Origin of the sequence: Kineococcus rugosus, assembly GCF_050871975.1 — a bacterium.
In the GTDB taxonomy this organism is placed as follows: domain Bacteria; phylum Actinomycetota; class Actinomycetes; order Actinomycetales; family Kineococcaceae; genus Kineococcus.
This window is the reverse complement of record NZ_JBJLSJ010000013.1, coordinates 79,329-92,393: the sequence shown is the minus strand read 5'-3', so window position 1 is coordinate 92,393 and position 13,065 is coordinate 79,329. Positions and strand designations below refer to the sequence as shown.

Annotated in this window: 11 protein-coding genes; 8 read left to right on the top strand and 3 right to left on the bottom strand. The window is 76.2% G+C overall.

Annotation, left to right across the window (positions count from 1 at the left end; genetic code table 11):
- Nucleotides 1–59: 59 nt before the first annotated feature.
- Nucleotides 60–899, bottom strand: coding sequence for an SDR family oxidoreductase (locus ACRYM6_RS09560; protein ID WP_432542635.1), 840 nt, complete (start codon nt 897–899; stop codon nt 60–62).
- 156 nt (nt 900–1,055) lie between these two features.
- On the opposite strand from ACRYM6_RS09560, the gene ACRYM6_RS09555 reads away from it, so the two are divergent.
- Nucleotides 1,056–1,886 (top strand): MmyB family transcriptional regulator, encoded by an 831-nt coding sequence (locus ACRYM6_RS09555; RefSeq protein WP_432542634.1) that lies wholly within the window; start codon nt 1,056–1,058, stop codon nt 1,884–1,886.
- Nucleotides 1,887–1,896: 10 nt separating this feature from the next.
- Here ACRYM6_RS09555 and ACRYM6_RS09550 read toward each other — a convergent pair whose 3' ends face one another.
- On the bottom strand, nt 1,897–2,766 hold the full coding sequence (locus ACRYM6_RS09550; RefSeq protein ID WP_432542632.1) for an SDR family NAD(P)-dependent oxidoreductase: 870 nt from the start codon (nt 2,764–2,766) through the stop codon (nt 1,897–1,899).
- A 98-nt stretch (nt 2,767–2,864) separates the two neighbouring features.
- Between ACRYM6_RS09550 and ACRYM6_RS09545 the strand changes: the two genes are divergently transcribed.
- The 7 genes from ACRYM6_RS09545 to ACRYM6_RS09515 all read left to right on the top strand — a co-directional run bounded on the left by ACRYM6_RS09545 (nt 2,865) and on the right by ACRYM6_RS09515 (nt 10,753).
- Nucleotides 2,865–3,449, top strand: coding sequence for a TetR family transcriptional regulator (locus ACRYM6_RS09545; protein WP_432542630.1), 585 nt, complete (start codon nt 2,865–2,867; stop codon nt 3,447–3,449).
- A gap of 30 nt (nt 3,450–3,479) precedes the next feature.
- The gene (locus ACRYM6_RS09540; RefSeq protein WP_432542629.1) at nt 3,480–6,203 is read left to right on the top strand and encodes an AAA family ATPase; all 2,724 of its coding nucleotides are present in this window, start codon (nt 3,480–3,482) and stop codon (nt 6,201–6,203) included.
- Nucleotides 6,204–6,310: 107 nt separating this feature from the next.
- Nucleotides 6,311–7,054: a hypothetical protein gene (locus ACRYM6_RS09535; RefSeq protein ID WP_432542628.1), complete on the top strand. Its 744-nt coding sequence runs from the start codon at nt 6,311–6,313 to the stop codon at nt 7,052–7,054.
- 2 nt (nt 7,055–7,056) lie between these two features.
- The gene (locus tag ACRYM6_RS09530) at nt 7,057–8,262 is read left to right on the top strand and encodes an MFS transporter (protein WP_432542627.1); all 1,206 of its coding nucleotides are present in this window, start codon (nt 7,057–7,059) and stop codon (nt 8,260–8,262) included.
- Nucleotides 8,259–9,128 (top strand): aldo/keto reductase, encoded by an 870-nt coding sequence (locus ACRYM6_RS09525; RefSeq protein WP_432542626.1) that lies wholly within the window; start codon nt 8,259–8,261, stop codon nt 9,126–9,128. Before ACRYM6_RS09530 ends, ACRYM6_RS09525 begins: the two co-directional genes overlap by 4 nt.
- Before the next feature lie 30 nt (nt 9,129–9,158).
- Nucleotides 9,159–10,190 (top strand): alcohol dehydrogenase catalytic domain-containing protein, encoded by a 1,032-nt coding sequence (locus ACRYM6_RS09520; RefSeq protein WP_432542625.1) that lies wholly within the window; start codon nt 9,159–9,161, stop codon nt 10,188–10,190.
- 20 nt (nt 10,191–10,210) lie between these two features.
- Nucleotides 10,211–10,753 (top strand): YbhB/YbcL family Raf kinase inhibitor-like protein, encoded by a 543-nt coding sequence (locus ACRYM6_RS09515; RefSeq protein ID WP_432542624.1) that lies wholly within the window; start codon nt 10,211–10,213, stop codon nt 10,751–10,753.
- Nucleotides 10,754–10,774: 21 nt separating this feature from the next.
- Here ACRYM6_RS09515 and ACRYM6_RS09510 read toward each other — a convergent pair whose 3' ends face one another.
- A complete protein-coding gene (locus ACRYM6_RS09510) occupies nt 10,775–13,048 on the bottom strand; it encodes a family 78 glycoside hydrolase catalytic domain (RefSeq protein ID WP_432542623.1) in 2,274 nt (757 codons plus the stop codon).
- Between the last annotated feature and the right edge of the window lie 17 nt (nt 13,049–13,065).

The window sequence follows — 13,065 nt, the reverse complement described above, 5'->3', positions numbered from 1 at the left end:
GTCCGCGCCGCCGGGCCCCGTCATCGGTCGAACGACGTGGTCGTCCCCGGCGCGTGGGGTCAGGCGCCCGCGGCCAGGTCGGTCCGGGCCGCACCGGCCTCCTGCGCTTCGACGTCGGCGAGCCGCTCGCGCAGCGCGGCGCGGACGGCGGCGAAGGAGTCGCTGCCGGTGATCAGGCGCAGCGGGGCGGGGGTCCGGTCGACGCTGGCGATGATGGCGGCGGCGACCTTCGCCGGGTCGCTCACCGACGGCAGCGCGGGGTCCTGGATGCGGCGGCTCATCGCCGCCGGCGTCCCGTCGTAGGCGGCCAGGGGTTCGGGCAGGCGGGAGCCGCCGACGCGGAAACCGGTCGCGGCGCTGCCGGGTTCGACGATCGTGACGCCGATCCCGAACGGGGCGAGGTCCTTGGCGTTGGCCTCCATGAAACCCTCGACCCCCCACTTGCCGGCGTGGTAAACCGACGCGCCCGGGTTGGTCGCCTGCCCGCCGTAGGTGGACAGCTGGATCACGCGGCCGCCGCCCTGGGCCCGCAGGTGCGGGACGGCGGCCCGCAGGACGTGGATCGGGCCGAGGAGGTTCGTCGCGAGCTGGTGCTCGATGAGTTCGTCGGTCAGTTCCTCGACCGCGCCGAACAGGCCGTACCCGGCGTTGTTCACGATCACGTCGATCGTCCCGAGGTCGGCGAACGCCTGCGCGACGACCTCGCGGATCCGGACCGGGTCGGTGACGTCGAGCCGGGCGGTCCAGATCCGTTCTCCGTGGCGTTCGACCAGGTCGGCCAGGGCGGCGGTGTCGCGGGCGGTCGCGGCCACGCGGTCCCCGCGTTCCAGGAGCTGCTCGGTCATCAGCCGGCCGAAACCCCTGCTGGAGCCGGTGATGAACCAGGTGCGTCGAGCCATCGTCGTCCAACCTCTCGTGTCCGCCGGCCTCGGTAACCGGCGCCGCACAACACTTTCCGGGTCACTGCGCAGCCGGTGAAGCCCCTGCGGACACTGGTAGCGGCGGGGACAGGGTGAGCGCCGCGGCCGCCGGTCCCGCCGGGGTAGCGTCGGACCGTGGAACCCCGCACTCCGCTGGCCGACTTCCTGCGGGCCCGCCGCGAACTCGTCAGGCCCGAGGACGTGGGGTTGCCCGCCGGCAGCCGGCGCCGGGTCCGCGGGTTGCGGCGGGAGGAGGTGGCCCTGCTGGCGGGGATCAGCAACGAGTACTACCTGCGGCTGGAGCAGGGCCGCGACCAGCACCCTTCCGAGCAGGTCGTCGAGGCCCTCGCCCGGGCGCTGCAGCTGGACGCCGCGGCCGCCGCGCACGCCCTGGAGCTGTCCCGCGCCCGGCCGCGCCGGCGCGCCGGTTCCCCGCCGCGGCGTCCCGAGCGCGTGCCCGACGGCGTGCGCACGCTGCTGGACCAGGTCGGTGTGCCCGCGTTCGTCCTGGACCGCTACCGGGACGTGCTGGCCGCCAACCGGCTCGCGACGGCGCTGGAACCGACGCTGCTGGTCGGCTCGAACCGGCTCGTGTCCCTGTTCACCGACCCGGAGGCACGCAGCTACCACCCCGACTGGGAGCAGGACGCCGCCGGCGTCGTGGCGCAGCTGCGCGCCGATGTCGGTGCCGACGAGGACGACCCGCGGTTCCAGGCGCTCGTCGGGGAGCTGTCGGTGAAGAGCGAGGAGTTCCGCCGGCTGTGGGCCCGGCACGACGTCAAGGCCGGTGGGTCCCCCACGGGGGTCGTGCGCCACCCCGTCGTGGGGGACCTGGTGCTGCACCGGGAGAAGTTCGCCGTGGTCGGCGCCGCCTCCCTCACGGTCGTGGTGCACCACGCCGAACCGGGGACGCCGTCGGCCGACGGCCTGGCGCGGCTGGCCTCGCTGGCGCGGTCGGCGCCGTGAGGGGTGGGGCTCAGTGCCCCAGGACGGACAGGTCGAGCTCGGTGGCGTCCTCGCGGGCCACCGACAGCGACAGGTCCCGCCACCGCTCGTCCTCGGCGGCCCGGCGGCGCGCGCCAGCGGCGACGAGCTCGACGGCGTCGGCGCCCACGAGCAGGCGCAGCGGCGGTTCGTCCATGGCTGCGACCCGCAGGACGAGCTGGGCGACCTTGGCCGGGTCGCTGGCCGAGCCGCCGGCGGCGAGGGTCTCGTTGAGGCGGCGCATCCTGGCCATGAGGGGTTCGTAGGCCTCCCCGGCGGGGTGGTCGCCCATGGAGGAACCGGCCCAGTCGGTCTGCATCCCACCGGGTTCCAGCACGGTGACCTTGATCCCGAGGTCGGTGGTCTCGGCGGCGAGGACCTCGGAGAACCCGCCGACGGCCCACTTGGCGGACTGGTAGGCGGACAGGCCGGGGGTGGCCAGGCGCCCGCCGCCGGAGGAGACCTGGACGACGTGCCCACCGCCCTGGCGGCGCATGACGGGCAGCGCGGCGCGGGTGAGGGTGACGACGCCGAAGAAGTTGGTCTCGACCTGGGCGCGGAAGGCGTCGGCGGGGGTGTCCTCGACGGTGCCGAGGTCGGCGTAGCCGGCGTTGTTGACGAGGACGTCGAGGCGGCCGAACGTCTCGACGGCGGTGGCGACGGCGCGGTCGGCGGCGGCGGCGTCGGTGACGTCGAGGGCGAGGGCTCGGACCCGCCCGTCGGGGTGGGCGGCGACGAGGTCGTCGAGGGTCTCGGGGCGGCGGGCGGTGGCGAGGACGCGGTGCCCGGCGGTGGCGGCGGCGGTGACGATCTCGCGGCCGAGGCCGCGGGAGGCGCCGGTGACGAGGAAGACCTGGGTCACGGTTCCACTCCTTCTGACTAACCGTTTGGTTGACTACAGGGACCGTACGCCGAGCCGAGCACGACGTCAACCAAACGGTTAGTCGCTATGCTCGGCCCGTGGCGGGGGACGCGGAGGCAACGAGGAGACGACTGCTCGAGGCGGCCACGGCGGAGTTCTCCGCCCGCGGCCTGGCCGGGGCCCGGGTCGACCGGATCGCCGCGGCGGCCGGGTCGAACAAGGCGCAGATCTACCACTACTTCGGCAGCAAGGACGGCCTGTTCACCGCCGTCTTCGACGCCATCGTCGCCCGCACCACCACCGACGTCCCGATCGACGTCGACGACCTGCCCGGCTACGCCGGCCGCCTGCACGACTCCTACACCGCCCGCCCCGAGGTGCAGCGCATCGCCGCCTGGCACCGGCTCGAACGGACCGGCGGCGACGGCACCGGGCCCACCGGCCCCCTCGTGCGGTCCGTGCAGGAGTCCAACCGCGCCAAGGTCGCCGCCATCGCCACCGCCCAGGCCGACGGGCGCCTGCCCGACCGCTGGTCCGCCGAGGAACTGCTCGGCCTCGTCCTGCAGGTCTCCACCCTCTGGCACACCGCCGTCCCCGAGTTCGACGACCTGCGCGCCGGCGCCACCGCACGGCACCGCCGCGAGGTCGTCGTCGACGCCGTGCGGCGCCTGCTCGCGGACTGACCCGCCCCCGCACCGACCTACGATCCGGGGGTGCCCGCCCACCCCGACACCGGCCTGATCGGCCGCGACGAGGAGACCACCCGGCTGCGGGAGCTGCTGGCCCGGTCCCGCGGCGGCCACGGGTCCGGCGTCCTCGTCGAGGGCGAGGCCGGGATCGGCAAGACAGCCCTCGTCGAAGCGCTGACGGCCGAGGCCGCCGCGGCCGGGACCCGCGTCCTGCGCTGCCGCGGCGTGCGCGGCGCCGGGACGGGGTTCGCCGGTCTGCACGAGCTGCTGCACCCGGTGCTGGACCGCCTCGACGCCCTGCCCCCGCGCCAGCGCGAGGCCCTGCGCGTGGTGTTCGGCGCCGCGGAGGGGACGGCCCCGGACCGGTTGCTGCTGTCGCTGGCCGCCCTCGGGCTGCTGGAGGAAGCCGCCCAGGACGGCCCGCTGCTGCTCCTCGTGGAGGACCTGCACTGGCTGGACCGCTCGACGGCGGAGGTGCTGACGTTCCTGCCGCAGCGCCTGCGGGACCTGCCGGTCCTGCTGCTCGCCACCAGCCGCGGCGGTCCCGGTCACGACGCGGGGCGCTCCTTCCCGGAGGTCCTGGCGCTGGAACCGCTGGGTGCGGCCGACGCCGCGACCCTCGTCGACACCCGCACCCCCGGCCTGCCGGTCCAGCGGCGCCGCGTGGTGCTGCGCGAGGCGCTGGGCAACCCGCTGGCCCTGACCGAGCTGGCGACCGCGCACGCCCGGACCGACCGGGGCGGAGGGGCGCGGATCCCGATGAGCCGGCGGCTGGAGGAGACGTTCCTGGAGGAGGTCGAGGAACTGCCCGAGCCCACCCGGCGCGCGCTGCTCGTCGTGGCCGCCGGCGAGGACGCCTCCCGGCAGGAGGTGTTCGAGGCGCTCGGCGGCCTCGGGCTGTCCGCGCGCGACCTCGACCCCGCCGAACGCGCCCGGCTGGTGCGCGGTACCGGCGACCGCTTCGAGTTCCGGCACCCGCTGGTGGGGTCGGCGCTGTACGACGCGGCCGGCACCGTCGAGCGGACGGCCGCCCACGGCGCCCTGGCCGCGGTGACCCGCCACCCGGCGCGCCGGGCGATGCACCGGGCCTCCGCGGCGGTCGGCTGGGACCCCGGGGCGGCGGCCGAGCTGGCCGCGGTCGCGCAGACCGCGGCCCGGCAGGGGGCGGGGGCCGAGGCCGCCGCCGCCTGGCGGCGGGCCGCGGCGCTCACCCCCGACCGCGACGCCCGCGCGCGCCACCTCACCGCCGCCGCGGAGGCCGCCCGCCGCGCCGGGGAGTCGGTGCAGGCCGGCGCCCTGCTCGCCGAGGCCCGGGCGGTGACCTCCCCGGCCCTGCGCGGGACGGTCCGCCGGGCGGCGCGCACCGACTGGGTCCTCGGCATGACCGCCGACCACCGCGGCCGCAGCACCTCCGAGCTGGTGGCCCTGGCCGCCGGTGAACCCGACGCCCGGGACCGGCTGGAGGTGCTGGTGTGGGCGGCGACGCGCTGCCACGTCCTGCAGGAACCGCCGCCGGTGCGGGCGGCCGTCCACGCCGCGCTGCGGGACGCCCCGCCGCTGCCGGGCAGCGCGCTGCGCGACGTCGGGCTGGCGCTGGTGGTCCCCGGCACCCGCCTGGACCGCGACGTCGTGGACCGCTTCCGCGCCGAGGCGCCCGACGTCGACGGCCTCCTGCTCAACGCGCTGGCGTTCTCCGCCGAGGAGGCCGGGGACCTCGCCACGGCGGAGCTGTGCTGGACGACGGGCGTGGACCTGCACCACGCCACCGCCCGCACCAGCGACGAGGTCGTCGCCCTGTGCGGGCGGTCCACCCCGCGCGCCGGGCTGGGCGACCTCACTGGAGCCCTCACCGACGCCGAGCAGGCGTACCGGCTGGGCCTGGACCTCGACCTGCCGGTCGTGGCGGCGATGGCCGCGACGGTGACCGCGCGGGCGCGGGCCTGGCGCGGGGAACGGGACCGCGCCCGGCGCGCCCTGGACGACGCCCGCGCCCAGCCGGGAGCGGCCGGTTTCGCGCGGGTCGCGGCGAGCACGGCGTGGGCGGCGGGCGTCGTCGCTCTCCTGGACGGCCGGCACGCCGACGCGCTGGCCGACCTGGCCCGGACCACGGTCAACGGGCCCGTCGCGCTGTGGGCCGGCGCCGACCTGGCCGAACCCGCAGCCCGCACAGGCCACCCCGAACTGGTCGAGGAGTGGGCCCGCACCGCCTCCACCGTCGCCGCGACGGCCGGGTCGGCGCACCTGGCACTGCTGGTGGAACGTTCCCGGGCCCTCGCCGCCCGCGACGACGACGCCGGTGGGCACTACGAGGCCGCGCTGGAGCTCGGCCACCGGGCGGGGGCCGGGGCCGGCTTCGACCTGGCCCGCACCCAGCTGCACCACGGGGAGTGGCTGCGCCGGGGCCGCCGCATCACCGAGGCGCGCGAGCAGCTGTCCGCCGCGTTGCGCGGTTTCGAGGCGCACGGTGTCCTGCCGCTGGCCGACCGCGCCCGGCAGGAGCTGCGGGCCGCCGGTGCGGCCGTCGTGGTGCCCGCCGGGGGGCAGGAGGAGGCGGTGCGCTCGCTGACCCCGCAGGAACTGCTGGTGGTGCGCCTGGCCGCGCAGGGGCTGTCGAACAAGGAGATCGCCGACCAGGTGTACCTGTCGCACCGGACGGTGGGGTCGCACCTGTCGCACGCCTTCGCCAAGCTCCAGGTGACGCGGCGCTCCCAGCTCGCCGGGGCCCTCGGGCCCCACCTCGCCGGCTGAACCCACCGGCCGCGGACCCGCCGGGACTGGTCGTCCTACCGATGCCTGCGGGCCCCCGCCGTCCCTAACGTCCCGGGTGAACCCCACCCCGGACGGAAGGAACGATCGTGGCCAGCACCCTGGACCGGCTGCTCGCGGCCCACGGCGGCGCCGAGAACTGGCGCCGCGCGCGGACCGTGTCCGTGCACCACCGCTTCGGCGGGGTGCTGTGGGACGTGAAGGGCGTGCGCGGCCTGCTCGACGACGCCCGCACCACCGTCCGCGTGCAGGAGGAGTGGACGACGCAGGCGCCGTTCGGCCCGCAGGGACTGCGCAGCACCACCACCCCCGACCGCGTCGTCCTGGAGACCGACGACGACGAGGACGAGACCGTCGAGGAGCTGGAGGACCCGCGCGCCTCCTTCACCGGTCACGTCCTGGAGACCCCGTGGACCCCGGCGCAGCTGGCCTACTTCTCCGGGTACGCGATGTGGACGTACCTCACCGAACCCTGGTCGCTGACCCTGCCCGGCGTGCGGACCGAGGAGCACGGAACCTGGACCGAGGGCGGGGAGACGTTCACCCGGCTGCGGGTGACCTACCCGGCGTCGATCGCGACCCACTCCCCCGTGCAGACCGTCCACGTCGACGCCGAGGGCCTGCTGCGCCGCCGCGACTACGACGTCGACATCGCCGGCGGTTCCCCCAGCGTCCACCTCGCGGACGGTTTCGAGGAGCACGGCGGCCTCGTGCTGGCGACCCGCCGCCGGGTCTTCGTCCGCGACCCCGACGGGAACCCCGTCACCGACCCGGTGATCGTCTCGATCGACCTCGACGACGTCCGCGTCGAGACCGGCCCGGTCCCGGCCTGACCGTGTCCGCCCGGTCCTCGCCGCTGCCGGCGGCCTCGGTCACCGTCAGCGTCCTCGCGTCCTCCAGCGCCCCCACCCCGCTGTACGGGACGTACGCGCAGCACTGGGGTTTCTCCGCGACCACCACGACGGTCGTGTTCGGCGTCTACGCGCTCGCCGTCCTCGCCTCCCTCCTGGTGCTGGGGCGCCTGTCCGACCACCTGGGCCGCCGGCCCGTGCTGGCCGGTGCGCTCGCGGTGCAGGTCGTGGCGATGGTCGTCCTGGCCACCGCGCAGGGAGTTCCGGGGCTGCTGGCCGGACGGGTCCTCCAGGGCCTGTCGACCGGCGCCGCGGTGGGCGCCGCGGGTGGCCTGGCGCTGGACGTGGACCCGCGCCGCGGGGCCGTCGCGAACTCGGTCGCGCCGCCGGTGGGGACGGCCGCGGGCGCGCTGCTGGCAGCGGTCGTGGTCGGGTTCCTGCCCTGGCCGACGCACCTGGTGTACCTGGTCCTGCTGGCCGTCTACGCCGCCCAGCTCGTCGCGGTGCTCCGCACCACCGAGACGGTGCCGCTGCGTCCCGGCCGGTTCCGCGACGCGCGGCGGTCGCTGGTCCCGCAGGTCGCGGTACCGGCCGGACTGCGCGGCGCGTTCGCCGCGGGCGCCCCGATCGTGTTCGCGGTGTGGGCGCTGGCCGGCTTCTACGGTTCCCTGGCCCCGGCCGTGGTGCGGACCGCGTTCGGCTGGGGTTCACCGGTCGCCGGGTCGGCGACGCTGTTCCTCCAGACCGCCGTGGCGGCGGTGTGCGTGCTGCTGCTGCGCACGACCACGGCGCGGACGTGCGTGCTCGTCGCGGCCGCCGCCCTGACCGCGGGCATGGCCCTCACCGTGGTCGCGTTGTCGGCCGGGCCACCGGCTGCGGCGCGGGTCCTGTTCTTCACCGGCACCGCCGTCGCCGGCGTCGGGTTCGGTGCGGGTTTCCAGGGCGGGATCCGCACCGTCGTCCCCCGCGCCCGGCCGCACCAGCGGGCGGGCGCGCTGTCCTCGCTGTACGTGGCGGCGTACCTGGGCCTGGGGCTGCCCGCGGTCCTGGCCGGTTTCCTCACCGTCCACGGCGGCGGGTTGCTGCCCACGACCCGCGAGTACGCGGTGGCCGTCGTCGTCCTGGCCCTGCTCGCCGCCGCCGCCACGCTCACCGCCCCCACCCCTCGACCTCACCGGAGGAACCCGTGACCACCATCGACCCCGGGACCCCCGTCCGTCCCGCCGCGACGTTCACGATCGGCGGCGACCTGACCGTCCGCCGCCTCGGCTACGGCACGATGCAGCTGCCCGGCCCGGGCGTATGGGGTCCGCCGCGCGACCGCGCCGCGGCGCTGGCCGTGCTGCGCCGCGCCGCCGACTCCGGCGTCGACCTGTTCGACACCGCCGACTCCTACGGGCCCGGTGTCGCCGAGGACCTGCTGCGCGAGGCCCTGCACCCCTACGACGGGATCGTCGTCGCCACCAAGGTGGGTTTCACCCGGCCGGGCCCGGGGCGGTGGGTCCCCGACGGGCGTCCCGAGCACCTGCGGGCCGCCGTCGAGGGCAGCCTGCGCCGCCTCGGGGTGGAGCGGATCGACCTGCTCCAGCTGCACCGCGTGGACCCGCGCGTCCCGCTGGCCGACCAGATCGGGGCGCTGGCGGAACTGCGCGACGCGGGGGAGGTCCGCCACCTGGGGCTGTCGGAGGTGACGGTCGGGCAGTTCGAGGCGGCCGCGGCCCTCACCCCGATCGCCACGGTGCAGAACCTGTACAACCTCGCCGAGCGGTCCGCCGAACCGCTGCTGCGCCACGTCGCGGCGCGCGGGGTCGGGTTCATCCCGTGGTTCCCGCTGGCGACCGGGCGGCTCGCCGACCCGGACGGCCCGCTGGCGCGGCTGGCCGCCTCGACGGGGGCGTCGCCGGCGCAGCTGGCGCTGGCGTGGCTGCTGCACCGCTCCCCCGCCGTCCTGCCCATCCCGGGCACGTCGTCCACCGACCACCTCGCGCAGAACCTCGCCGCCGACGGCCTCGACCTGGACCCCGCGGTCCTGGACGCCCTCGACCGGCTCGCCTGAGACCCCCGAACCAGAGACCAGGAGTTCCCCGTGACCACCCGAACCGCCGTCCGGTCCGTCGTGTCCGACAGCCCCGGCGCCCCGCTGCGCCTCGTCGACCGCGAGGTCCCCGACCCCCTGCCCGGTCACGTCCGGGTGAGCGTGGAGGCCAGCGGCGTCTGCCACACCGACTCCAAGGTCCTCGGCGGCGCCTTCGGCCCCTCGATCTTCCCCGTCGTGCCCGGTCACGAGATCGCCGGCCGGGTCGACGCCGTCGGGGAGGGGGTGCGGCCCTGGCGGGTCGGGGACCGCGTCGCGATCGGCTGGTACGGCGGGCACTGCGGCTGGTGCGACCCGTGCCGGCGCGGGAGCTTCATCCACTGCGAGAACACGCAGATCCCCGGCGTCGCCTACCCCGGCGGGTACGCCGAGGCGCTGCTCGTCCCCGCGAACGCCCTCGCCCGGGTCCCCGACGGGCTCACCGCCGTGGAGGCCGCGCCGCTGGCCTGCGCCGGGGTCACCGTCTACAACGCGCTGCGCCGCAGCGGTCTGCGCGCCGGGGACACCGTGGCCGTCGTCGGGCTCGGCGGGCTGGGGCACCTGGGGGTGCAGTTCGCCGCCGCGATGGGGATGCGCGTGGTCACCGTCGCCCGCGGCGAGGGCAAGCGCGCCCTGGCCCACCGGCTCGGCACCCACCACTACGTCGACTCCACCGCCGAGGACGTCCCCGCGGCGCTGCGCGCGCTCGGCCGGCCCCGGGCGGCACTGGCCACGGCCGCCAGTTCCGCGGCGATGGTGCAGGCCCTCGACGGCCTCGGCGACGGCGGGGAACTGCTCGTCATCGGCGTCGAGCCGGACCCCATGCCGGTGAGCCCGCTGCAGTTGATCGCCCCCTCCCGCAGCGTCGTCGGGCACCCGTCCGGGATCGCCACCGACGTCGAGGACACCCTCGCCTTCGCGCAGCTCACCGGCGTCCGCGCCCACGTCGAGGAGGTCCCCCTCGAAGACGCTCCTGCCGCCTACGACCGGATGGTGGCGGGCCTGGCCCGCTTCCGGATGGTCCTGGTCCCCACCGCCCGCTGAACCCACCACCAGGAGGACACGTGCCCGGCACCACCGGTTCCCCGGACCCCTACACCGCGATCGCCGACGTCCCGGCGTTCACCCTCACCAGCGCCGACGTCGCCGACGGCGCCCGGCTCCCGCTCGCGCAGGTCTCCGGCATCTTCGGCGCCGGCGGCACCGACACCAGCCCGCAGCTGTCCTGGTCGGGGTTCCCGGCGGGCACGCGCAGCTTCGCCGTCACCGTCCACGACCCCTCCGCCCCCACCGGCAGCGGGTTCTGGCACTGGGCGCTCGTCGACGTCCCCGTGACGACGACCTCGCTGCCGGCCGGTGCCGGGGGCGAGGACGGCGCGGGGTTGCCGGACGGGGCGTGGCAGCTCGCCAACGACGCGGGCCTGGCCCGCTACCTGGGTGCGGCCCCCCCGGCGGGCCACGGGCGGCACACGTACTGGATCGCCGTGCACGCCCTCGACGTGGAGCGGGTCGGGGTGGGGCGCGGGGCGACGCCGGCGTTCCTGGGGTTCACGATGTCCGGGCACACCCTGGCCCGCGCGGTCCTGTCCCCCTGGTACGAGACCTGACCCGCGCGGGCCCGGGAGCGGTCAGGACGCGGTGACCGCCGCCGTGACCCGGTGGGTGCCGGCCGGCAATTCCCGGTCGGCCTCACCGGGCAGGCGCAGCACGGCGGTCGTCCCCGCGGGGACCTCCACGTCGACGACCAGGCCCGCGTCGCCCCGTTCCCAGCGCACCGCGAGGTTCCCGTGCGGGGTCCGCAGGGACCCGCGCGCCCAGGTGAGGCCACCGCCGGGCTGCGGGGCGACCAGGGACCGGCGGTAGCCCGGTTCCAGCGGGGACAGTCCCGCCACGACCCGGTGCATCCAGTCCGCGACCGCACCCAGGGCGTAGTGGTTGAAGCTCGTCATCTCCCCGGGGTTGATGGATCCGTCGGGCAGCATGGAGTCCCACCGCTCCCAGACCGTCGTGGCGCCCATCGTCACCGGGTACAGCCACGACGGGCACTCCCGCTCGGTGAGCAGCCGGTAGGCCGCGTCGAGGTGACCGGTGCCGGACAGCGCCCCGGTGACGTACGGGGTCCCGGCGAAACCGGTGGAGACGCGGTACCCGGCCTTCTCCACGATCTCGGCCAGGCGCTGCCCGGCCCACTCCCGCTGCGCCCCGGTCAGGAGCCCGAACTCGATCGCCAGGGCGTACGCGGTGGCGCAGTCGGACAGCACGAGGCCCTGCTCGTCGACGTAGTGCTCCAGGAACGCCGTGCGGACCCGCGCGGCGGCGGCGTCGAACCGTTCGGCGTCGCCCGGGTGCCCCAGGACGCGGGCGGCGTCGGCGACGGTGCGCAGCGAGCGGAACAGGCAGGCGGTCGCGACGACGCCCTTGTCGGCCTTGGCGTCGGCGGGGCGCTCCGGCGGGGCGTCGGGGTCGAGCCAGTCGCCGAACTGGAACACGGTGTCCCACAGCCCCTGCGGGGACAGCAGGGTCAGGACCCGTTCGACGTGGGCGGTCATCGCCGGGTAGTGCTCGGCGAGCAGTTCCCGCCGGCCGTACGCCTCCCACAACGCCCACGGCAGCCACACCGCGACGTCGGACCAGACGGCGGTGCTGTCGGGGTCGGGGAACGCCCCGATGGGCGGGACGTGCTTCAGGACGTCGGGGACGACGAACGCGACGAGGCCGTCGCGGGCGGCCTGCTCGGCGGCCAGGTCGCGCATCCAGTCGCGCAGGAAGTCCTCCACGTCGTACAGGTACGCCGCGGTGGGGGCGAACACGGCGAGGTCACCGGTCCAGCCGAGCCGCTCGTCGCGCTGCGGGCAGTCGGTGGGGACGTCGAGGAAGTTCCCCTTCGTGCCCCACACGACGTTGCGGTGCAGCTGGTTCAGCATCTCGTCGGAGCACTCGAACTCGCCGGTGCGTTCGAGCTCGGAGTGCACGACGACGGCTTCGAGGTCCTGCTCGCGCAGTTCCCCGGGCCACCCGTCGACCTCGGCGTAGCGGAACCCGTGGAACGTGAACGTGGGCTCGAAGACGTCGTCGCCGCCGGAGAGGGTGAACGTGTCGGTGGCCTTCGCGGTGCGCAGCGGGCGGACGCCCAGCTCCCCGTCCTCCAGCACCTCGGCGTGGCGCAGGGTGACGACCTGCCCGGCTTCGCCGCGCACGGTGAACCGCAACCAGCCGACGAGGTTCTGCCCGAAGTCCACCAGCGTCCGGCCCGACGGGGACGTCCACACCCGCTGCGCGGGCAGGACCTCCTGGCGGCGCACCGGGGGCCCGACGTGCTCGGTGAGCAGCGCGGTGTCGAACTCCAGCGCCCGCACCCCGCCCCACCCGTCGCCGGTGCCGGCGGTGGTCGCCCAGGCGGGGTCGAGGAGGCGGGCGTCGACGTCCTGCCCGTCGTAGAGGTCGTTCGCGGTGACCGCCGAGGCGTGCGACTCCCAGGACCCGTCGGTGACGAGGGTCTGGACGTGCCCGTCGGCGAACGTCACCTCCAGCTGCGCGAAACCCCCCAGGTCCTCGCCGTAGTACGCGCGGCCGCCGTTCCAGCCGAGCCGGCCGCGGAACCACCCGTTGCCCAGGGCCAGGCCCAGGACGTGCTCGGACCCCGTGCTCAGGGACGCGGTGACGTCGTGGGTGCGGTAGCGCAGCCGCCACTCGAAGCTGCTCCACCCCGGGCTGAGGACGTCGCCGGAGACGGCCTCCCCGTCGAGGAACGTCTCGACGACGCCCTGGGCGGTGACGTGCAGGACGGCGCGGGCGACCTCCCCGTGGCCGTCGTCGAGGGTGAAGCGCCGCCGCAGCAGCGGGGCTCCGTCGCGGTCGGCGTCGCCGTCCGCGGCGATCATCGTGGCCTGCCAGGTGGGCATGGGTTCCTCCGTGCGTG

Coding starts and splice junctions, on each gene's coding strand:
- ACRYM6_RS09560 (WP_432542635.1), bottom strand. CDS start 899: ATGGCTCGACGCACCTGGTTCATCACCGGCTCCAGCAGGGGTTTCGGC.
- ACRYM6_RS09510 (WP_432542623.1), bottom strand. CDS start 13,048: ATGCCCACCTGGCAGGCCACGATGATCGCCGCGGACGGCGACGCCGAC.